Below are 22,850 nucleotides of genomic sequence, written 5' to 3' on the forward strand. Positions count from 1 at the left end.
TCACAAGCCTCTTTTCTATATGTTCTTCAGATTTTCTTTCACACTTTGATGCGTAATAGCCACTGGAATGGTTACTGATAACGTCGTGCCGTCCACACTTTCAATTTTGAAGGAACCGTTGATAAACTCTAATCGCTCACGCATTCCTTTTAATCCGTTCCCAGTTTTCCATGCTTGTTTTTTCGTAATGCCTTGTCCATTATCACGAACTACTAAGTAAACTTCTTTAAAATTTTGATGGAAAGCTATTTCGCATTTTGTCGCACCACTATGTTTCACAACATTATTAACAGCCTCTTTTAAGCACATAGACAAAACATTTTCTACAAGCGGTGGCACTTGCAAGGCATTTTTATCGCCTTCAAAGACAAACTCCATTTCTGCTGCCTTTAATATTTGAGAAATACGCATAAGCTCATCTTCAAATTTTGCTGTACGCATGTCTGAAACTAATTCACGAACCTCTTTTAAGGCGATACTGGCAGTTTGGCGTATATCCTTTATTTCAACTAAAGCTTGCTGTGGATCACGCTCAATCAACCTTGATGCTAAATCACTTTTCAAACCGATCATAGACAATTTTTGCCCCAGTGTATCATGTAAATCACGTGCAATACGTTGTCGTTCTTCAAAAACAATTAACTCTGCAATACGCTCATTGGCCGTTTCTAACTGCCCTTCTAAGTTCTCGCGTTTGTTTTTGGAATAGATCGTTAGCGGTAGTAGAACAACAGCTAAAATAGTTAACACGACAAAAGGTAATTGTGATAAAAATAAGTGAAGCTCAACAAAAAAGCCGGCACCTGTAGATATGACTGTAAAGCCAATATGTAGACCGTACATAATATAGAAACCAACTGGTCTTCGTATATTTCCAATAAAAAATGCTGTAAAAATGGAAAGATAAACATAACCATATAAAATCGTCATGACAATATTAATAACCATTTCAAAGCTGATCCACATATATACTAGTCCGCTTTTCGAATTCATGGAAAATCGATAGAAAATAAAATATAGCATTAGAAACGTAATGCCTATAGAGATTTCTATATAAGATGATTTTCTAAAAATGAAGAAAAACGGTAGAAAGCAAAAAATAATCCATAAATATATACTGAGCATAGGACTATTCGGAATAATACTATGCCATTTTCTCAACATAATCTCACGCTCTTTCCTACTTTTCCCTTATTATAACAAGAAAATTATTTTTTTGCCCATACATGCTTATTTTCTCGGCTATATTTAAAACAGCCATCTCTCTAATTGAGATGGCTGTTTTAACTAAGCGGCAATACTGCCTTTTGCTTTCCGTTTTATAATTAATTCGACTTCTTTAAACGTTACAAATTTACTTTGCTCTTCATCATATAGCTTATAACGCAATGATTCTAAACTAGTTCGTAAAGTAATCGTTGTCGCCGTGTGTAATGGCGGCGTTTCATTATGAGCCTTTTCAAGATTATAGTTAGGTACACGAGGAGCCAAGTGATGGACATGATGGAAACCGATATTCCCAGTAACCCATTGTAAAATTTTCGGCAATTTGTAATATGAGCTACCTTCTACTGCTGCTTTCACATAATCCCACTCTGAATCATGTTCAAAATAAGAATCTTCATATGTGTGCTGAATATAAAATAACCAAATTCCTAAAGCACCTGCAATAAATAGTGTCACACCTTGGACTAATAAAAATGCTTGCCAGCCCATAAAGAAGATTAAAGCGGCACAAACTCCGACAATGACAATATTCGTTAGCATTGTGTTGGTACGTTCCTTTTTCTTTGCATCCTTACGATTAAAACGATTTAAAACAAGTACCATATATAAAGGTCCTAAACCAAACATTACAAATGGATTACGATAGAAGCGATACCATAATCGTTGACCCTTTGAGGCTTGCATATATTCTTCCACAGTCATCATATCAATATCACCGATACCACGCTTGTCTAAGTTTGAGCTTGTTGCATGGTGAATTGTATGCTCACGCTTCCATTTTTCATATGGGAATGACGTTAACACTCCAGTAAAAAATCCAACCCAGTCGTTTGCCTTTTTACTTTTGAAAAATGACCCGTGCGTACAATCATGAAAGATAATAAAAGTTCTTACGACAAAACCAGCTGAAATAACGCTTAAACCAGCTGTTAGCCAAGGTGAAACATCCACTAACAAGTAACCTGCCACCCACAAAGCAATTAACGGTACAATGGTATTGATCATTTGAAAAACACTTTTACGCATATCTGATTTAGCAAAAGGCGCTACATCTTGGCGTAATTTTTTTGTTTTTTCTTTAATTGTTGCCATCTTTTACTCCCTCGTTTCCTTTTCCTTATGACCTCATCATAAAACAAGAGTATAAGTCAGCAACAGACGCAAACATCACAAAAAGGATATGACATTTGTCATATCCTTTTATGAATTGGGTCCAATCAGCTGCAGTTGGTAGAACACAAGATCTAACCATTGTTCAAATTTATAGCCTGCATTTTTAATGGTTCCTGCATATTCAAAGCCTAGTTTCTCATGTGCTTTAATACTACCAATATTTTCTCCATCTATACCAGCAACCAATGTCTTTACCCCTTGTTCCTTCGCTTTCTCTATTAGCTTAAGCATAAGATTCGTTGCAATACCTTTTTGATAGTGGTCCTTATGTACATAAACGGAGTGCTCCATTGTATATTTATAACCCAGATAAGGACGGAATTGACTATAAGTTGCAAAGCCAGCGACCATCCCATTATCTTCATATACAAACAACGGATTTCCTAATGCTTGCTGGTCGCTAAACCATTTCTTTTTTTCATCTAACGATTGAATTTCATATCGATAGACTGCTTTGCTCGTTAAAATAATATCGTTATAAATTTCTAACACCTCAGGTATATCTTTTTCTTCCATCAATCGAATCATTTTCCTCACGTCCTTCCGAAAATATCCTCCCCTTCAATAGCAAGAAAAGAAGATATAGATAGGCAATCCATCCACTATCTATATCCTCCTATTTTACGCCTTATACATTGAAGTATCGAGCATCAGGATGAGCAAAAACAATCGCCGATACAGATGCTTCTGGCTCCATCATAAAGCCTTCCGTTAAATGAACGCCAATATCCTCAGGCTTTAGTAAACCAAACAATTTTTCTTGATCTTCTAAGTTTGGGCATGCTGGATAACCAAATGAAAAACGTTGTCCCTGATACTTAGCCGCAAAACGATCGCGCATCGTAAAGTCTGTCACGTCTGGGAAACCCCATTGATCGCGAATTTCTTGATGCATACGTTCGGCAAAGCCCTCTGCTAATTCTAATGCCGTCGACTGTAAGGCATGACTTTCAAGGAATTTACCATCTTCTTTTAGTTGCCGAGCTTTTGCCATAACTCCTTGCCCTGCTGTCACTACCATAAGTGCAACATAATCCATTTCTCCACTTTCTACCGTTCTTAAGAAATCAGCCAGGCATAAAAAAGGTTCGACCTGCTGACGCGGGAAAGTAAAACGTTCAATTTCTGTTTTGTTATCTGCTGGATCATAAATAATTACATCATCTCCATCTGCTTGGGCAGGGAAGAATTGATATAAACCTGAAGGCTTTAATAGATCACTTTTTAAATAATCATCCACTAAATCTTTAAGCTCAGTTGCTCTTGGATCGCCAGCATCTAGTAATGGTTGAACTTGCCCTTTTAACCCCAGATGGTGCCCAAGCAATGTCCGCATATTCACATATGGATATAAATGTGAAACAGCATATTCTTTCTTTACATGACGACGCAAATCAGCCGGTAAAAATACGGGTGCTTCCTTTACTGTACGAGCAGGTTTTATTGTAATCTCTTTGACAGGACGAGCTGCTCGTTTTTCATCTGCCTCTAAACGTTTTTGGCGAGATTCCGCTATTTCTGCTAAGAAATTTTCACGTGTCCCCTCACCCATTAATAAATTGGCCTGCTCTAATCCCTGCATCGCATCCTTTGCGTATATAACAGGACCACCATATTCATCAGCAATTTTTGTTTCTGTAAAACGTCGGGAAAGCGCAGCTCCACCTACTAAAATTGGTACATCAATTCCTGCCTCTTTGAAATCTTGGGCAGTAGTGACCATTTGCTGTGCTGATTTAACTAATAGACCTGATAACCCAATGAAATCTGGCTTTTCCTTGCGAATAGCTTCTATTAATTGAGCAGGCGTCACCTTAATACCTAAGTCTACAACCTTATAGCCATTGTTACTTAAAATAATATCAACAAGGTTTTTTCCAATATCGTGCACATCACCTTTTACAGTAGCAAGCACCATTTTCCCCTTGCCTGCACTCTCCTCGTTCTTCTCCATATATTGCTCTAAATGAGCAACAGCAGCCTTCATCACTCCAGCAGATTGTAAAACCTCTGCTACGATCAATTGGTTATCATTAAATAAACGACCAACCTCAGCCATCCCATTCATTAAAGGTCCATTTATAATATCAAGAGGTGACTCAAATAGTTCTCGGGCAGCCTCTAAATCAGCAATAAGTCCTTCTTTGGTCCCCTCCAATATATAGTAGGCTAAGCGACCTTCTACAGTTTTTGGAATATCTGCTTCAGTTTTTTCCTTCTTTTTATCACGATAAAAATCAGTAAATACTGCTAATGTTTCATCATTAGTATTAAATAACAAGTCATTGGCTAGTTTAATTTCCGCTTCTGGAATCGATGCATACCGTTCTAGCTTTTCAGTATTGACGATGGCATAATCTAAACCAGCCTGTGTACAATGATAAAGATATACAGCATTGAGAACCTCGCGTCCAACCGGTGGTAAGCCAAACGAAATATTACTAACTCCAAGCACCGTTAATGTACGGGGCATTTTTTCTTTAATGAGACGAATTCCTTCAATTGTTTCAAGTGCTGAGCCAATATATTGCTCATCTCCCGTTCCTACTGGGAACATTAATGGGTCAAAAATGATATCTTCAGGTTGCATTCCCCATTTTTCTGTTAGTAATTGATAGGAACGTTCAGCAATTTCAAGCTTCCGATGACGATCGACTGCCATCCCTGTTTCATCGATTGTTCCCACAACTAACGAGGCACCGTACTTTTTCACTAATGGCAATACGGCATCAAACCGTTCTTCGCCATCTTCTAGGTTTATAGAGTTAATGATGGCCTTCCCTTGCGAAAACTTGAGGGCCTCTTCAATAACCTTTTCGTCTGTGGAATCAATAACAAGTGGAACCTTAACTTTTTTCACAACCTCCTGCATAAAGCCACGGATATCTGCTAATTCATCACGATCTGGGTTCGCCAAGCAAATATCTATGACATGTGCGCCATTTTTCACTTGCGCCCTTGCAATCTCAGCTGCTTCCTCAAATTTACCATCAATAATTAGGTTTTTGAATTTACGAGAACCAATAACATTTGTTCTTTCCCCAATAAATAACGGACGCATAGAATCATCGTATAAAAGTGGCTCGATACCTGATACTGCGTGACCATGCGTTTTTTCTGGTAGCTGACGAGGCTTTTCATCTTTTAAAATTTCACGTATAGCCGCAATATGTGCTGGAGTTGTACCACAGCATCCACCTACAATATTGAGCCAACCCTTTTCTGCAAATCCTTTTAATTTTTGCGATAAAGATTCTGGAGACTCATGATAACATCCTTCTTCATCAGGTAAGCCTGCATTCGGATAACAGCTAATATACCCCGTTGACAGCTCTGCTAATGAGCGAATATGATCCGTCATAAATTCAGGTCCCGTCGCACAGTTTAAGCCTACCGATAATGGTTGAATATGCTCGATGGAAATATAAAAGGCATCAATGGTTTGCCCTGCAAGAGTAGTCCCCATAGGCTCAATTGTTCCAGAAATCATCACAGGTAATTCTTTACCGGTTACCTCGAAAGCACGAGTTACCCCAAGGGTACCTGCTTTCACATTTAACATATCCTGACTTGTCTCTAGCAATAGCACATCTGCCCCAGCTTCAATCAATGCCTTTGCCTGCACAAAGAAATTTTCTTCTAATTCATCAAATGTAATACCGCCTGTTACTGACAACGTCTTCGTTGTAGGGCCCATTGCGCCTGCAACAAAGCGGGGCCAATCGGAAGTCGTGTAATTGTCAACTGCTTGACGAGCAATTTCGACTGCACGTTTATTAATTTCTTCCGCTTTTGCACCTAGATTATATTCATTTAATACAAGAGGTGTTCCCCCAAATGTATTTGTACAAATAATATCTGCCCCTGCCTCTAAGTACTTATGATGAATTTTCTCGATGACATCAGGTCTAGTAAGCACTAGATTTTCATTACAGCCATCTAGGTCCTCCCCACCAAAATCATCGGCTGATAAGTTTTCATTTTGCAGCATGGTTCCCATTGCGCCATCGAGAATTAATATTCGTTTATCAAGTTGTTCTTCAATCAAGTGCTTAGCCATTTATACTTACCCCTTTTTTCTGTTCATCCAATTGCTCTATATATTTCATTAATTCTAATGTCACATCGTAGCGTAAAAATGGTGTAATAAGGTAAATGCCATTGAAATATTGCGCAGCCACCTCTACTAATTCCTTGGCAATTGCAATCCCCTCAAGTGTGGCGCGTTCCTTATCTTCACCACATGCTTTCATCCTTGATAAAGCATCTTCAGATAATTTTATGCCTGGCACCTCATGATGTAAAAACTCTGCACTTTTATAACTCGTAACGGGCATAATGCCAATATAAATCGGTGCTTGTAAATGCTTCGTTGCTTCATATATTTCTATAATTTTTTCCTTTGTATAAACAGGCTGTGAAATGAAATAGTCTGCCCCATGCTCCATCTTTTTTTCTAAGCGTGCCACAGCACGATCTAATACACGAACATTTGGGTTAAATGCAGCAGCCACAGAGAAGTTAGCCTTTTTCCGTAATGGTTTCCCTGAGAAAGAAACCCCTTCATTTAATTGTTTAATTAATTGGATCAGCTCCATCGAGGAGACATCATAGACGCTAGTGGCACCAGGAAAATCTCCAACCTTGGTTGGGTCACCTGTAACAGCTAGCACATCATGAATTCCTAAGGCATTTAACCCCATTAAATGTGATTGCAGACCAATTAAATTACGATCTCGACAGGTAATATGTGTAAGGGGGCGTACGCCATTAGAGCTTTTCAATAACGCCCCCATTGCAATATTACTAATACGTGGGGATGCCAATGAATTGTCTGCCATCATAACTACATCGGCACCTGCCTCATATAGTTGCTTGGCCCCTTCAAGAAACCCATCTATTTCTAAGTGTCTAGGTGTATCCAACTCTACAATGACCGAGCGTTCACGCTTTACCTTTTCATGAAGTGGTTCAAATTTAGCTGGCTCAGCATCACGAACAATCTCAATCTTTGCAGGCTTCGCATGCTTTTCACTAACTGGTGATAGCTCTTCTAAATACTTCTTTGCGGCTGCAATATGCTTTGGTGTCGTACCACAACAGCCCCCAATTAAACGAACACCCTGATCACGCAGCTCAACAGCAGCGCGACCAAAATAATCAGCCTCCGACTCATAAACAACACGCCCGTCCTCTAAATCTAATAGCGAAGCATTTGGATAGGCTGACATAAATGCCTTTTCCGGAAGTTCTACTCCCTCAAACGCTTGAATCGTATGATATGGACCAAGACGGCAATTGACACCAACAATATCTGCACCAAGAGTCTCTAATTCATGTAGCGCATTATTTAAAGACATACCATTTTGTAAAACACCAGGCTCATGCATAGATACTTGAGCAATTATCGGTATATTAGTTTTGGCGCGTAGCATGTTTAATGTCGCTGTTAATTCTTCAAAATCATAATAAGTTTCGAGTAAAAGACCATCAGGATTTCCTGCAAGTAACACACTTGCCTGCTCATCAACGGTCGCTAATATGTCATCTAATGTTGCATCGCTTTTACGAATGCCACGAATACCACCAATCGTTCCTAAAACAAATTGACCGCCATCCGCTGCTGCTCGCTTAGCAATAGTAATAGCTGCTTCATTAAATTGTTGAACACTTGATTCTAATCCATAGCGAGCTAATTTAATGGCATTGGCACCGTACGTATTCGTTTGAATAATATCAGCACCCGCTGCGATATATTCTCTATGAATCTTTTCAATTAATTCAGGTCTCTGAACATTCATTTCCTCATGACAATACTCCAATCCATAGCCATACAACACTGTGCCTATTGCACCGTCTGCCGTCAATACATGCGTTTGTAACCTTTCAAGCAATCCCATAAAACTAGCCTCTCTTCCTCTATTTCTGTATAATAAAAAGCCTTCTTTTATATAAAAAGAAGGCTTTAACGACTCATCATTATTGTTCCTTCTCATCTTCGACTCAACGGTCTTCTGGATTTAGCACCTGACAAAAAGTTGGTTGCTGAAGCTTCAATGGGCCAGTCCCTCTGCTTCTCTTGATAAGAATTATTAAGTATGAATTTTTTAAATAATTAAAAGAATCATATCGTTTACAGACGAATGAGTCAAGACTATTTCACATAACAAAGAAATTTTTCGTTTAAAAACTTAGAAATTGGATAGTTCTTCTGCAAGCTCTTCACCAATTTTTTTCCCATTTTGAATGCAAGCACCAATACCTACTCCAAAATAAGAGCAACCCGCAATCGATAAATTTGGATAGTTTTCATTCAGCTCTAATAGTAAGCCTTGCAGCGCTTCCCGGTGAGCTAAGTCATATTTAGGCATTTGATCAATCCACTTTGTGACATTCACAACGGTTGGCTTTTCATCTATTCCTAGGCTTTTCCGAACATCTTCTAAAGCGATGGCTGCCAATTCGTCGTCAGTCATTTTACGTAACTGCTCATACGCCGGATTAATACTCTTATAGAATAGGCGAACAAGTAGTTGATTGTTTTTCGATGTATGCTTCCACTTGCGACTCGTCCAAGTCGCTGCATTACAAGTGACATCAGAATTATGGGATACAATATAGCCTGTTCCATCCGCTGGTAAGTTTGCATCAGGCACATCAAAGCCTAGATAAATAGTAATGGCTGATGCTGTAGTAAACTGATCAAAATAATGTGTTAAGGAGTCATCCTGTAATATACTTTGAACCGCTTCATTCGGTAGCGCTAGAACAACATATTCTGCCTCAATGTTTTGACCATTTGCTAATGTAATCGAATATTGGTTCCCCATTTTTTGGACATGATTTGTGGCTACCCCTTTAATGATATCTACCTCTGTTAATGTCTGTTCTAATCGCTCAATTAAAGAGGATAACCCATTTTGAAATGAAATAAATTTTTTATTAGCAGCTTTAACAAATTGCTCACGATTCGCATCAAAACCTTTTATGATACTTCCATAGTCATTTTTATAGTCAATTAAATACGGTAAAGTAGAAGCAATAGAAAGTTGGTGTAAATCACCAGAATAGACACCTGCTAAAACAGGTGCAATTTGATTTTCCACAAGCTCTTCGCCAAGATAATAAGTTAAAAATTCCCCTATCGAGCTTTCTTTTGTAAAACCTGCATTGGGTAAAGTTAAATCTTTTAAAGCTTCTTGTTTGGCCAGATCTGAGATAAGAGTGCTTTCCTCAAGTGATGCCACACTCATAGGTATACCGAAAGTAGAATCCGCTGGAATGGCGTGCAACTCGTTATTTGTATAAATATAGGATACACCTGTTTCGTTGTAAACGAGATGATCTTCAAAGTCTAGCTCCTGCACTAGCTCCATTACACCTTTATGGCGAGCTACGATAGAGTCAGCACCAGTTTCCATAATAAAACCTTGTTCATAGGCTGAATATAGTTTGCCACCTAAATATGTATTTTTTTCTACGAGCACTAGCTGAACATCTAATTTTTTTTCCTTCACTTGGCGTTGTAGATAATGCATTGTGCATAAACCAGTAATGCCGCCACCTAATACAACAACTGTTTTCATAGTAAACCGCCCCTATTTTTAGTTCTGTCTACAGTATAAACTTATTTTCATTGAAAATTACGTTAAACCCTTTACAAATTTAGCAAAAATAGAGCTACCTCAACTATGAGATAGCTCTAGCTCCAAAAATTATGCTTACTAAACACACATTATAATGAGTACTATAGTGTTTAATATGGTTACTAGTGATCTAGCTTTTTAAATTTTGGGCAAAGCTAGCTAATTTTTCTGCTGAGTTCGTTACTTCAGTAAAAGAACTACCCAGCCCACTTAATATACCTGCGATTGCTTGTATTTTCGTCGCCATGCAATCATTTTGATCTTTTGCTTCTGTCATTGCCCCTACTATATTTGTAAATTGACCTTCCGTGTGTAACATATTATCCTCACCAGATGCCACTTCTTCTTGGATATGAATGAGAGATTGCTCTAATTTCCCGGTGCGTTCACTCGTTTTTTGCAACAATAATGCAACAGCGGTGACAGATTCCTTTGTTTGAATGGATAATTTACGTACTTCATCAGCTACTACACTAAATCCCTTCCCTGCTTCTCCGGCACGGGCCGCTTCAATAGCGGCATTTAAGGCCAACAAATTGGTCTGATTGGCAATATTGGTTACGACACTCATAATTGTTTCCATTTCCTTCGACATATCAGATAATTGTTCAATATTTTCTTCTATATCATGAAGAGACTGAATAATATTATGCATATTTAGTGATTGTTTCTTTAAACATTCACGTCCATCCAGTGCTTGGTTTTCAGCGAGAGTAGACACTTCTAGCGATCTCTTTGCCAATTGTTCAATTTCCCCAGACTGCTCACTTAGTCTGCAAAACGAATTATTAGTTTCCTGTGAAATGGTCGCAAGCAATTCAGAGGATTGTACAATTTGCCGTTCAATTGCTTCTTTTTCTAGTTCCATGTTTTCTTTATGCTGTTCAACTGTATTTTCATATGCCTCTAAAACAAGTTGCTGCTCGAAATTACAAATTTTAGATATGGCCCTTATTGTATTAAACTGATCTCGTGGATGATCGATATGCTGTTCAACCAAGTCTATAAATGAGAGAGATAAATCTTGGAACGCGCAAATATACCATTGTGTTCTAAGCCCAATATGTACGTGCACCTTTGCAATTTTCACACGCCTTTGGTAAAATTCCTCATCAATCGTTCCGTTAAACATTTCAATAATATGCTGCCGTAACGTTATTTTAAGCTTTTCTACAGAACTATGATGACTAATAATATTTACCAAATGTTGTTCGGTACCGATCATATTGTAAAAACGGTTTACGATGTGATCAACATTGTCCATAACATACGGTTGGAATGCTTTTAAATATTGTAAGTCTTGCTTCGTTACATTCAGCATTTCAATTTGCTTCACCATTAATTGGCGATTAGACAGCTCCATTTTCACCGTATATTGCTGTAAATCCAACGCCTTCGTCTTACTCTGTTTTTGAAAAATCACTTATCTTCCCTCTTTCGTTCCGTTTACTTTAACAGGCTGAGAAACAACAAATACCTTTTAGCATATTGATTGATACAACAAAAAATACCGATTCATAGGCTGACCATATACGATGATCCCATTTGCTTCAGCTATTTCATTTGTCACACTGCTTCCTCCAAAAGCAGCCACACATTGTTCTATCATGAATAAAAGGTGAATTGTGCTCAACTAACAGATTTTCTCTATACATTGACTATAGTCGATTTATTTATGTATGATTCATTTCAAAATTACTCATTTACCTTAAACATTTTAAAAAATACTGTCAATTTTATTTATACCATATTTTTACATAATATGTATATAAAGTCCTTACTGCTACATTGTCTGAATTTCAACAAAAAAAAGCTACCACAATATTATTGGTAGCCTTTTGTTTCATTTGTTTGTTTGATTATGCTTATTTTTTTTATCTTTTTTCTATTTTTCAATCGATCATCATTAAATTTCACTATATTAATATTTTATACCCTTATTCTAAATAATTATAAATACTCATAAATAAACCCTCATGCAATACAAAAGGATTATTATGTTAGACCATATAAATAATCTTAATGAACCATGAAATTTTAATATAAAATTTACAATTCCTTAAGTTCCTCTACTAATTTTGCGGCTTCTTCTATGCCAGCATCTGCAGCAAGTGAATACCACTTAATAGCCTCCTTCAGATTTCTGGCGACTCCCTCACCTTTATTATATATATGACCAAGCTGTAGCTTCGCATCTGCATCCCCTTGCAGAGCAGCCTGTTTAAACCAATGAATGCCCTTTTCAATATTTCGAATGCCTGTTAAGCCTTTACTCCAAATAAAACCTAAATCATAAAAGGCATCGATATGAAATTGCTCTGCTGCTCTTTCATACCAAAATAAACCTCGATTCATATCTTTTACTTGATCAAGACGCCCCTCTAGATAAATACCACCTAGACGATACTGCGCTTCTACATATCCTGTTTCGGCAGACTTTTTATACGCATTAAAAGCTGCATTCGTATCTTTTTTGACTCCTAATCCTTGCTCATACATGATTCCTAGCGTAAACATAGCCTCCGCCACATTTTTACTAGCTGCAAAATCAAACCATTTTCTTGCTAGAGTAAAATCCTGCGACACACCCTCTCCATTAAAGTACATATCCGCTAAATTATTGGCAGCATCGGCATGCCCTTGTAAAGCAGCCTTTTCATATAAAGAAAAAGCTGAGTGTAATTCTCCTCAACACCGACTCCCTCAAAATAAAAATTCCCTAGCACATATTGCGCATCTACATTTCCTTGGGCAGCAGCTAATTCGAACCATTTTAATGATTTTTCAGGCTGAAAACAATCCCCTTCCTTAGCATTGTAATACTCCCCTAGCTGATATTGTGCATCCGTGTCCTGATCCTCAACCGCCTCTTTATATAAATCAATCATTACCTCATGATCTAAGTCTTCTTCATCTAAAATCTTGACTTGATTATCCTGATGGCAGAAATACCATTCAACAACATCAAGTACATCATCAACCACTTCTATTCTGCTTGTTAATCTTTCGAGGGATGAAATTTGCCAAATGAGTATATAGATTGGTTGTGGAATAGCATCACGCAACACATCATCATACTCTGCTAACAGCGTTAATACATTGTCCTGCACAGATTGAGTTTGATCTGAATGGACAATTTGCAAATGTCGCTGTTGCTGATCTTTTAATAACCCTCGCACTATTTGATACAGTATTTTTTGCAAGGCTGTTAAGTTAACTTCAGTGAATGTTAGTAATTTTATATGTTGAGCAAACCATGTATTTTTCGTTTGTATGATTTCTTGTAGGGAATGAATGCGTTCCTTATTGCGCTTAGCTAAAATTTGCTCGTACATTGTTTTCCTCCCTTGCACATTATGTAAAAAACTGCCTTGCCACTATTATATGGAAGACAGTTGAATTTTGGTTACACATATGCTCGCAACAGTAAGCCTATAAATAGCGTAATGATTAAAAAAACTGTAATATGGGCCCACTTATTCATTTCTAATAAGCCTATAAATTCTCTTGTAAATGCATTAGGAACATAGTAGAAGGCTGTTTTTGAGCCAACCCCTTCTGCATCTAGTTTTGCTTTTTTTGCATAGAGACTTGCGCGAAATACGTGAAAATTATTTGTTACAAATATGGAACGGTATTTTTCGCCTTGAGCATGTTGATCCATTATGTTTTTCGTAAAAATCATATTTTCTTCTGTATTGGTCGACTGATCTTCCATTAGAATTTTATTCGCAGGAATATCATGGACATCTAATAAATATGTTTTCATAGCCCTGGCCTCTGATACTTTTTCATCAGTCCCTTGACCACCTGAGACAATGATAAACGGTCTTTCCCCGTACTTTTTGTATTGCTTTACCGCTTCATTTAAGCGACTTGCTAAAAGTGGCGGAACTCTATCGCCAATTACCCCTGATCCTAGCGCTATTATATAATTTGGTTCATAGCGAATAGGTGTGAAATGATACAATACAGCATATGCTAGGACACTTGTGTATAAAAACATTGTATAGCCAAAAATTAAAAACGCATAGAAGAAAAGAATATGCCAAAGCACATTTTCAATCTGAATAAAAATGACGAATACATACCATATCATCATAATAACAAAACTTAGCCCCAAAATAGCTAACATTAAATTCCTTACTTTACGTCCTTCCTTCTCTAACAAAACCTTACTATTGAAAAACATGGCTATAGATAAAATAAACATGATACTAGGAAAGCTTCCTAGCATAATAAAAATCCCCATTTCTGAAACGATTCCCTGATCATTTGGCAGTAATAAAGGATAGTGTATAATGAACGCTCTGATTATATATACACCTATTAAACCCAGAGCTACCGCGTTGAGGAAACGCCTTTTTTCTGTCAGATACAGCAATATAAAAATGGAGATGAAGGTTATTAATGTGACTAGCATCGTTTCACCCCCTTTCTATTGTATAATTTTCACAAATACTTCATCTGTCACTATTTGTTCAAATTTTTTGATATTGCTCATTTCTAGAAGGTATTGGTTTTATTTTTTAATAAAGTTCATGTAATATTACTATATAAGAACTAGTTTATGACCAAACCAAAAATTATATTGGAGGAATGTAAGTAATGAAAAAAATTCTTGCCGCTCTATTTGCAGCGACACTAATATTTTCCACAGTTGGTGCAACATTATTCATCTCTGATACACCAACAGCAGAGGCTAAATCCTATAAATCCGGTAAAAAAGGCTTCTCAAACAATAACAATAGCTCAAATATCCAGAAGTCACAGGACACTTCTAAAGATCAAAAAAATGCCACAACAAATAAAAACAACACAAACTCAACAAATAAAGCTGATACAACTAAAAAAGGTGGTTTCTTCTCAGGTGGCCTTATGAAAGGATTAATGCTTGGGGGACTTGCAGGTTTATTATTCGGTAGCTTATTTAGCGGTATGGGGTTACTAGGAAATATTTTAGGTTTGCTCATTAACGTAGCTGCAATTGCCGTTATTGTGATGCTAGTCGTAAAAATTATGAATATGTTTAAAGATAAAAAACGCAAAGAGGAAGCCCAATGGCACAAATAATTAACGAGCAAGATATTATTAACGCTATTTGTTTATCCCAAGCGTATTATAAGAGCATTCGCCCAGAGGATGTTATCGTCGAATTGACATACGATGATGACACAGGCTTCGGTGCGGAGGTTGAAGTAAATAGTCAAATCGAAATACTCAATACTGGAGCCATGATTGGTGCCTTGCGTGTTTGGATAAAAGATGTTCTACATGGTGATCCTTTTTCAACAGGTATTGAACTTGTTTTAGACGATGAAGAAGGCATTATAGCAAAGCTTTCATAAAATATAGCCGTACAATGAATCTTTCACCAGATTCATTGTACGGCTATTTTACTTTTTCAAACGTTTCTTAACCGCAACCGCTTCCTCCTCATTTAAAGAAAAGTCTACAATAGAGCGGCCAAGCGAGAGCAACATAATAAACATTACACCTGTACCTACAATCAGATAGATCATTGTAAAAATCTTGGAGAACGAGGTTGTTGGGTATAGCCCCGTTTCTACGCCTGTTGGAATCAAGCTGACTACAGCAAAATACATAGCATCTAGCCAATACCAACCCTCTGTCCCCTTGTAAAACAAAGTACCCGATAGAATGATGAGGAATAGTGTCGTAAATAATGATAGAAACTGTGGTCGTTTAAATGAACGCCACAATCCTTTAACTAATCTTTTGGCAGATAAAATAAATGAAAACATCCTCACTTCCCTCTCTTTTTTACTATATTCAGTCTAGTAAGACTATACTTTGTTTATAGACATAACGTCAAAAGGTAGAGATGTTATTTCACCTCTACCTTTATTTTTTATTGACTGAATAATTGATTCAGATTCACCATCATTTTAGCTGCCTGCCCTCTTGTAGTTGAAGCTGCCGGTGAGTACTTCTGTCCATCTCCCGACACAATCCCTAGCTCAAATAACATCGTAATGGCATGCTTTGTCTCTGCATTATAGGATGCAATATCTGTAAATGGGGCACTTCCTTGGACAATATAAGGCTGTTTAAATTGTTGCTCATAGGCACGCTCAATCATCACAGCTAATTCAGCGCGTGTTACAGGTTTTGCAGGGTTAAACTTCCCATCGGCTCCCTTAATAATGCCATGTGCATACGCTGCCGCAATTTCCGATTGTGTTTTCGCATCATAATTAGCGATATCTGTAAATGGCGCCTTTTCCCGCGTTGTTATTCCCAAACTTCTCACTAGTATAGAGGCTACTTGTGCGCGTGTCACATTTTGATTAGGTTTAAATGTGCCATCTGGATAGCCATCCATCATCCCTGCTTCTGCTGCTTGCTGTATATAATCTTTTGCCCAATGATTTGCTGTATCTGTAAAACGAATTGTTTCTCCTGTAGTGAAAGTCGCTGTTGGATTTTGAACACTTTCATTACCAGCAGCATCCATTGCTTTTACTGTAATTGTGTAGGCTGTATGCTCAGTCAAATCTGTAAGTGTCGTCTCGGTTGTATCAGCAGGTACTGTTGAAGTTAATTTGTCATTTACATATACTTTGTATTTTTCTACACCAACATTATCCGTCGCTTCTTGCCAATTTACATCCACCGTTTTACGATCTTTTACATAGACTTGAATAGCTTTCGTTACATCCCATAATGTACTAGTTTTTATGATTGGTAAAAATGCCTCATTTGCTACTGCAAAATAACCAGCTTCACTTAAATGAATATTTTCTGGATTTGGAAGATAGCTTGGAACATCCTTTGCTACAACATCAGATGTAGGTACAAAAAACGCTCCAGCCTTTTCAACTGTCGTTTTAATGGTTGTATTCATTGTAGCCAATAGTAGTTTAAATTGGTTTTGTAAGCTCTCACTATAATATGGAAACGAATTGTAATAGCCCATCACATAAATTTCTGCTTGTGGATTTAATTTTTTTATTTCAGTTAAAATTGCTGCAATATTGGTTACAGCCTCTTTTGTAGCCTTTATGATGGCTAGTGTATCAATTCCGGCTGTCTGTGATTCTTTTAATATTGGCAGTAAGTCATTAGCGCCAACAGTTAACGTGATAATCTCTGCCTCTTTAATAGATGCTTTTAATTTAACCTGTTCCATCGGATAGCCAAAACCTGTCACTGTTTTGGCAACATCATTTTGAATATCTGCTAACACATCTTTTGTTGTATAGCCTGACATCGCAAAGCCCTTATTATAAGAAGTAATGAGGCCCTCTTTTTGTAAAGCTTGTGCAACAAAATCTGTGTAGCCTAATCCGATTGCACCGACCTCATTCATCCCATGTGCGATTGAATCACCTAGAGCTACATAATCTGCCTGAGGAGCCCAACTTGGTGCTATGTAATCTCCTGTTTCTTCAGCATTCGCAGCGACAGGTATTGTTAACTGTAATGCAAGCATGCTTGTGGCTAAAAAACGGAATTTCTTTGAAAATTTCATACATTCTCTCCCCTACCTAAAAATAGTAATTGTTTTAACTATTTTACTAGAAGGGAGTTAAAAATAGGTTAAAAAACCAATAATCTTTTTATATCATTTTTGCTATTCAATGTGTAGCTTCCCATAAATTCCACCACCACCAACTTCAATATTTAAATGACCTGTTCTCGCAGCTTCTATTAATTTGGCCATTTTTTGTGGCACAATTTGTTCAAGCTGTTCAATGGTTACTCGATGTAAAATATTCATCTCTGTTCCAAAAGCATGCAATAATCGTTCCATCATTTTTGGACCAATACCAGGAATAAAATCGAGCGGTACTTGATGGATATACGGTGGTCTATTTTTTTCGTGGGAAAAATCCTCTGATAATTCCTGTATACGTGAAGCAACACCCTTTATGATTTGCGTACTTTCACAGTTCGAGCAAATTATAGCTTCGTTACTAAGTTGTTCTCCGCACTTACCACAAACTGTTTGATGATATTTACCAAGTAATGGATTCAATCCATAATTGGCGATGATTACTCGTCCCTGTTGTTCACGAAGAGCCCTTTGTAATTCTACAAAATTTGCGTCTGCTAAGCGTAATTTTTGATACTCTCGTGCGAGTTTCCCAAGAGAATGTGCGTCAGAATTACTCACGAATGGATATGCTTGAAGCTCTTTAATATGACGTACCATATTTGTGTCTGAGCTTAACCCTAATTCAATTGCATCTATTAGCTGGGGATCAAAGACTTCGGTTAGACTGTGATGGACACCTTTGCCATATAAACTTTTAAAGGGGGTAAATACATGAGCAGGAATAAATAGCCCTCCCAACTCATGAACTTTTTGTTGCAATGTTCTTCCATCACAGTAAATTCGTTGTGAGCTTAAATGAATATTTTTCATATGCTGAGACATCCAATTTGAAAATTGCTCCATGAGCAATAATGTAGGAAAATAAGCAAGCACATGAATGGGACCATGGCAATGTTGATCATAGATTTCTATTTCTGAACCTGGAATCAGTGTCGTTTCTTGAAAGCGCAGTCCACCCTCTGCCAGTTCAACGAGTTCACCTTGGTCAATCATCTCTTTCATTTCCTCTATAACCTCAGGCGAATGACAATCAATAATACCAATGATGTCCAGACCTTTTCTTGCACTAGCAGTCTCTAATATGCGCGCTAATGTCAACGTTTTACTACCAGTAATTTTCACAGCACGTCCTTTAGCTGTGCGGCCAATATGAATATGTAAATCAGCATAGAACTCTTTCATGTTCATTCACTCCTTAAACGCTACTTAAAATGAAAATACCTTACATGACTGCAAGGCATTTCACATTTATTATGATGGATGATTATTGCTTGTGCTATTATTTTCCTCAAAAACCCCAGAGTTATTTGGTGGCATAGATGATGAATCGTAGGCAACTAATGTGACACCCATTTTTTTCTCCAGTTCATTAATTTTCGCAAGTTGCTGCGAATCTAATTGTGCAAATTTAATGTTATCCATTGTCATCAATCCTTTCAAACATAAAGTTCCCTGAAATTAAAACAACTATACTCGCCGGAAATGACTGACTATCAGTCATTTTTTATTGACATTCATTTTTCTCTCCTGTAACATACTAATAAGTAAGGCAAAAGTGAGGGATATCATGTCAAAGGAAGAAAAGATTATTCAAGCAGCCCTTGAAGTATTTCGAGAAAAAGGTATTGAAAAAACAAAAGTTTCAGATATCGTAAAGGCAGCTGGTATTGCACAAGGAACATTTTATCTTTATTTCCCATCGCGTCTTTCGGTTATGCCTGCTATTGCCAAAAATATGGTAGAGCGCATTATGGCTACTGTCGAAGAAGGTGTTTCAGATCATAAGCCCTTTGAACAGCAGCTTGAAGAAGTGGTGGAGATGATTTTCTTAATTACGAAAGAATATGGGGATATCGTTGCACTTATTTATGCGGGTATTGCACAAACTGAGCATTTGAAAGAGTGGGAAAATATCTATTCTCCCTACTATGCTTGGATGAGTAATTTTTTATTAACGGCTCAGCAACAAGGAGTCATTCGAGATTCCATTAATCCATCGCGATCAGCCAAGCTTATCATTGGTCTAATCGAATCTGCTGCCGAACAAATTTATTTGTTTGACGATAGCAAGGATGAAACCATGCAGCAGCTTAAGCTTGAGCTTCTAGACTTTTTATATCATGCACTTGGCCTACGTCACGCATAAGTGGCGTTCTCTTTTATCTAAAAAATGACTGAATGTCAGTCATAATATTCTACTACGGAAGGAATTTATTTATGCAAAAAGAATGGATGTATGTTGGACTAACAAGTTTATTTGAATTGTTTTGGATATTCGGTTTTAATGTAGCAAATGCATGGTGGCATTGGATCATTATTGTATCTATTATCGCTGTTGATTTTCACTTCTTATCGAAGGCTTGTGAAAAACTCCCTACAGGTACTGTCTACGCAATTTTCGCTGGAGCAGGTGCAATCGGTACGACATTAATGGATATTTTTATTTTCAATGGTGATTTTAATGCGATTAAAGGGATATTCATGGTTATTTTAGTATTGGGCGTTATTGGCCTAAAATTGGCGGATAATCCATCGAAGGGTCCTAGTACGACAAAAGGAGTGGATGCATAATGGGCTGGATATTCGTTATATTAGCAGCAGTGGCGGAAATAGTCGGTGTCATTGGATTACGCTTTTATAGTCAACATAAAACCGTACGAAATTTATTATTATACGTCGGAGGCTTTGGTTTATCTTTTGCACTTTTATATGCCTCCTTCAGCTATTTACAACTAAGCATCGCCTATGTTGTTTGGGTTGGTATTGGAACTGTAGGTGCCGTGCTGGTCAATATTATGTTCTTTGGGGAATCTAAAAACTTTGCACGAATCATCAGCATCATTGCAATTATCATTGGAGTTGCAGGTTTAAAAGCGGTATCTTAATAGTAGATGACAAAGGGCGCCCTCTTAGATGAAATGGCGCCCTTTTTTATTAGATGGTGTTGAATGATCGTGGCAAACTAAATAAGGTTGCTCCCTCTTGCAAATTGTTCAGGGACGTATGTAAGATACGGCTTACCCGTCAGTGAATGTGTTTGAATATCAGCAAATACTCCAAATACTTCTCGCAACAATGATGGTGTAAGTACTTCTTCTGGTGTACCATGGCAAACAATGCGTCCGCGCTGTAAAACATAAATTTGGTCACAGTACATGGCGGCGATATTCAAGTCATGGAGAGCGGCTACTACTGTTAGATGCAAAGTTTGAATTAAATCCATCAGTTGAAGTTGATGTTGAATATCTAAATGATTTGTTGGTTCATCTAATATAAGTATCTGTGCTTGCTGAGCGAGTGCTCTTGCCACCATAACACGCTTCTTCTCCCCACCGGAAAGTGAGCTAAAGCTTCGTTTCGCTAGGTGCAATATGCCCGTTTGCTTCAAAGCATCTTTTACAATTTGAAAATCTTGCTCCTGATCAAGCTCTAATAGCTTTTTATGTGGAGTCCTTCCCATACTGACTAAATCATGAACAGTAAAGTCAAATAATACGGGTGTTTCTTGACTAACAACGGCTAAATTTTTAGCAATGGATTTACTAGATTGCTTTAAAATATCTTGTTCATTTAACAAGACTGTCCCACTTTCAGGCTTTAGGAGACGATACATATTTTTAAGCAATGTCGACTTCCCACTACCATTGGGGCCAATTAACCCGACAAATTGCTTTTCCTTTATTTTTACACTTACCTCATGAAGTATTCGCTGATCGTAAATGGAGAATGATACTTGTTTTGCTTCTAATGTCATGGAAGTTAATCTCCTTCACCGAAAGAATAATTATTACGACGGAGTAACCAAATGAAAAACGGTCCCCCACAAAAGGCTGTAATAATACCAATTGGCATTTCCTGTGGAGCAATAATAATTCGAGCTAATGCATCTGCCCAAACTAAGAAAATCCCTCCTAATAAAGCACTGACCGGTATTACATATTTATAGTTAGAACCGACAATTAATCGTACTATATGCGGAATAATTAATCCCACAAATCCGATAGAACCGCTCACTGCTACAAGTACCCCCGTTAAAAGTGAGACAAGTAAAATGAGCTGTATGCGAAATTGTTGAAGATTCACCCCTAATGTTACTGCTGCCTCTTCCCCAAGTAATAGCAAATTTAAATTTCGATAGAATAGCCATAAAAGCCCAAACACAATGAAAAAGATGGAGGCTGGAATAATAATATTATTCCATTTTGCTCCCGCTAAGCTGCCTAACATCCAAAACATAACAGCCTTTAAAGCACCCTCTTGCTTTGACATCATTAATATAAAATTAGAAATGGCCGTTAATATAAAGGAAACTGCCATCCCTGCCAATAGCAAGCGAAAAATCGAGACACGGCCACCTACGCGCGATAAGAAAAACACTAAACCAATTGCGAGCAAAGACCCTATAAAGGCTGATACAGAAAGTGCGTAGATACCTAAAAATGAAAAAGCACCTAAAATAATTACTGAAGTTGCTCCAACTGCTGCTCCTGAAGAAATTCCTAAAATATATGGATCCGCAATGGAATTTCGTACAAGTGCCTGAATCGCTGCCCCTGCAATGGCTAAACCCGCTCCTACAATAGCGGCAAGGATAACGCGAGGTACTCTTATTTGCCAAATAATAATTTCCTGTGAGCGACTCCAATCTTGCTCTATAGTGTGTTGTATAAATGGTAATTTCGAAAGAATTACTTTCCATACATATAATGGCGTCACCGAAACAGATCCAACCATTACAGCAAATGTCATGGATACAATTAATACGAAAAGAAGCACTAAAGAAAATAACATAAATTTTTTATTCATTCATTAAACTCCTACTAAGATGATGAATGAAGCAATTAAATATACGTTCGCATAATGTAGGTCAGATGATCTTACTTCAGTTGACACTCAATAAAAAAAGGGCATTTCATGCAAAAATACGCACAAAAATACCCTCGAATAAACAAAGTCAGAAAATCCAGCTATTGTCCGTAATTGCTTGCATCCTCGTGGGCATTACAGGTATTACTTATTGGCAGGTCTCCTGACTTCGATTCATCATCCTATAAATAGCCTTCCCATTTTTAACAGTGGCAAATAAACATGATAGGACTCCTCGTTACAGTTGCGGGACAGCGTCGGACTTCCACCGACTTCCCTTTTAAGCGACATTGTTTAAAATGTCACACCAATAGTATGTAAAGTTAAAAAATTATGACGATTCTATCATACAGTTT

20 protein-coding genes, 2 pseudogenes and 2 riboswitches are annotated in these 22,850 nt (G+C 37.5%); of the genes and pseudogenes, 5 read left to right on the plus strand and 17 right to left on the minus strand.

The annotated features are described in order from the left end of the window. Positions 1-15 precede the first annotated feature (15 nt). The 11 genes and pseudogenes from KVT27_RS20140 to KVT27_RS20180 all read right to left on the minus strand — a co-directional run bounded on the left by KVT27_RS20140 (position 16) and on the right by KVT27_RS20180 (position 14,469). Positions 16-1,164, minus strand: coding sequence for a sensor histidine kinase (locus KVT27_RS20140; RefSeq protein ID WP_418903501.1), 1,149 nt, complete (start codon positions 1,162-1,164; stop codon positions 16-18). A gap of 123 nt (positions 1,165-1,287) precedes the next feature. Then, positions 1,288-2,319: a Delta(5) desaturase DesA gene (desA, locus tag KVT27_RS20145; protein WP_036120834.1), complete on the minus strand. Its 1,032-nt coding sequence runs from the start codon at positions 2,317-2,319 to the stop codon at positions 1,288-1,290. Between the two features lie 108 nt (positions 2,320-2,427). Further along, positions 2,428-2,928 (minus strand): GNAT family N-acetyltransferase, encoded by a 501-nt coding sequence (locus tag KVT27_RS20150; RefSeq protein WP_217581823.1) that lies wholly within the window; start codon positions 2,926-2,928, stop codon positions 2,428-2,430. A 100-nt stretch (positions 2,929-3,028) separates the two neighbouring features. Then, entirely contained in the window at positions 3,029-6,460 is a 3,432-nt protein-coding gene (gene metH, locus KVT27_RS20155) for a methionine synthase (protein ID WP_036145742.1), read from the minus strand. Then, a complete protein-coding gene (locus KVT27_RS20160; protein ID WP_036120845.1) occupies positions 6,453-8,300 on the minus strand; it encodes a bifunctional homocysteine S-methyltransferase/methylenetetrahydrofolate reductase in 1,848 nt (615 codons plus the stop codon). Before KVT27_RS20160 ends, metH begins: the two co-directional genes overlap by 8 nt. A gap of 89 nt (positions 8,301-8,389) precedes the next feature. Beyond that, positions 8,390-8,489: riboswitch (SAM riboswitch) on the minus strand. Positions 8,490-8,591: 102 nt separating this feature from the next. Continuing rightward, positions 8,592-9,986, minus strand: a complete 1,395-nt coding sequence (gene hemG / locus KVT27_RS20165) for a protoporphyrinogen oxidase (RefSeq protein WP_036145747.1) — start codon at positions 9,984-9,986, stop codon at positions 8,592-8,594. A gap of 190 nt (positions 9,987-10,176) precedes the next feature. Next, positions 10,177-10,665, minus strand: a pseudogene (locus KVT27_RS27555) (methyl-accepting chemotaxis protein); the annotation flags it as partial. Positions 10,666-10,947: 282 nt separating this feature from the next. Then, positions 10,948-11,409, minus strand: a pseudogene (locus tag KVT27_RS27560) (protoglobin domain-containing protein); the annotation flags it as partial. A gap of 686 nt (positions 11,410-12,095) precedes the next feature. Beyond that, positions 12,096-12,653, minus strand: a complete 558-nt coding sequence (locus KVT27_RS26765; protein ID WP_254636210.1) for a tetratricopeptide repeat protein — start codon at positions 12,651-12,653, stop codon at positions 12,096-12,098. Positions 12,654-12,658: 5 nt separating this feature from the next. Beyond that, positions 12,659-13,381: a tetratricopeptide repeat protein gene (locus KVT27_RS26770; RefSeq protein WP_254636211.1), complete on the minus strand. Its 723-nt coding sequence runs from the start codon at positions 13,379-13,381 to the stop codon at positions 12,659-12,661. Positions 13,382-13,452: 71 nt separating this feature from the next. After that, complete coding sequence (locus tag KVT27_RS20180) at positions 13,453-14,469, minus strand: YdcF family protein (RefSeq protein ID WP_217581824.1); 1,017 nt, start codon at positions 14,467-14,469, stop codon at positions 13,453-13,455. Between the two features lie 185 nt (positions 14,470-14,654). On the opposite strand from KVT27_RS20180, the gene KVT27_RS20185 reads away from it, so the two are divergent. Together KVT27_RS20185 and KVT27_RS20190 are read left to right on the plus strand one after the other, a co-directional pair. Beyond that, a complete protein-coding gene (locus KVT27_RS20185; protein ID WP_008176901.1) occupies positions 14,655-15,119 on the plus strand; it encodes a hypothetical protein in 465 nt (154 codons plus the stop codon). After that, positions 15,107-15,394: a DUF2653 family protein gene (locus tag KVT27_RS20190; protein WP_036120860.1), complete on the plus strand. Its 288-nt coding sequence runs from the start codon at positions 15,107-15,109 to the stop codon at positions 15,392-15,394. The genes KVT27_RS20185 and KVT27_RS20190 overlap by 13 nt, the downstream gene beginning before the upstream one ends. Before the next feature lie 48 nt (positions 15,395-15,442). On the opposite strand, the gene KVT27_RS20195 is transcribed toward KVT27_RS20190, so the two are convergent. The 4 genes from KVT27_RS20195 to KVT27_RS20210 all read right to left on the minus strand — a co-directional run bounded on the left by KVT27_RS20195 (position 15,443) and on the right by KVT27_RS20210 (position 19,050). Continuing rightward, a complete protein-coding gene (locus KVT27_RS20195; protein ID WP_036120862.1) occupies positions 15,443-15,811 on the minus strand; it encodes an ion channel in 369 nt (122 codons plus the stop codon). A gap of 107 nt (positions 15,812-15,918) precedes the next feature. Continuing rightward, positions 15,919-17,541, minus strand: a complete 1,623-nt coding sequence (locus KVT27_RS20200) for an S-layer homology domain-containing protein (protein WP_217581825.1) — start codon at positions 17,539-17,541, stop codon at positions 15,919-15,921. A gap of 102 nt (positions 17,542-17,643) precedes the next feature. Next, a complete protein-coding gene (locus KVT27_RS20205) occupies positions 17,644-18,810 on the minus strand; it encodes an endonuclease Q family protein (RefSeq protein WP_217581826.1) in 1,167 nt (388 codons plus the stop codon). 69 nt (positions 18,811-18,879) lie between these two features. Beyond that, positions 18,880-19,050: a hypothetical protein gene (locus KVT27_RS20210; protein WP_191967639.1), complete on the minus strand. Its 171-nt coding sequence runs from the start codon at positions 19,048-19,050 to the stop codon at positions 18,880-18,882. A gap of 142 nt (positions 19,051-19,192) precedes the next feature. On the opposite strand from KVT27_RS20210, the gene KVT27_RS20215 reads away from it, so the two are divergent. From KVT27_RS20215 to KVT27_RS20225, 3 genes are all read left to right on the plus strand, one after another. Continuing rightward, positions 19,193-19,774, plus strand: a complete 582-nt coding sequence (locus KVT27_RS20215) for a TetR/AcrR family transcriptional regulator (protein ID WP_036127390.1) — start codon at positions 19,193-19,195, stop codon at positions 19,772-19,774. Positions 19,775-19,845: 71 nt separating this feature from the next. Next, a complete protein-coding gene (locus tag KVT27_RS20220) occupies positions 19,846-20,199 on the plus strand; it encodes a DMT family transporter (protein ID WP_036120877.1) in 354 nt (117 codons plus the stop codon). Then, positions 20,199-20,513 carry a DMT family transporter gene (locus tag KVT27_RS20225; protein WP_036145762.1) on the plus strand — a complete coding sequence of 105 codons (315 nt, stop codon included), beginning with the start codon at positions 20,199-20,201 and terminating at the stop codon, positions 20,511-20,513. The genes KVT27_RS20220 and KVT27_RS20225 overlap by 1 nt, the downstream gene beginning before the upstream one ends. Positions 20,514-20,590: 77 nt before the next feature. On the opposite strand, the gene KVT27_RS20230 is transcribed toward KVT27_RS20225, so the two are convergent. Both KVT27_RS20230 and KVT27_RS20235 read right to left on the minus strand, forming a co-directional pair. Then, positions 20,591-21,382, minus strand: a complete 792-nt coding sequence (locus KVT27_RS20230; RefSeq protein WP_036145769.1) for an ABC transporter ATP-binding protein — start codon at positions 21,380-21,382, stop codon at positions 20,591-20,593. Positions 21,383-21,387: 5 nt separating this feature from the next. Beyond that, positions 21,388-22,434, minus strand: a complete 1,047-nt coding sequence (locus tag KVT27_RS20235; protein WP_036145771.1) for a FecCD family ABC transporter permease — start codon at positions 22,432-22,434, stop codon at positions 21,388-21,390. Between the two features lie 196 nt (positions 22,435-22,630). Continuing rightward, positions 22,631-22,821, minus strand: a riboswitch (cobalamin riboswitch). Positions 22,822-22,850 lie beyond the last annotated feature (29 nt).

The organism is Lysinibacillus sp. GbtcB16 (genome assembly GCF_019091145.1).
Taxonomy (GTDB): domain Bacteria; phylum Bacillota; class Bacilli; order Bacillales_A; family Planococcaceae; genus Lysinibacillus; species Lysinibacillus fusiformis.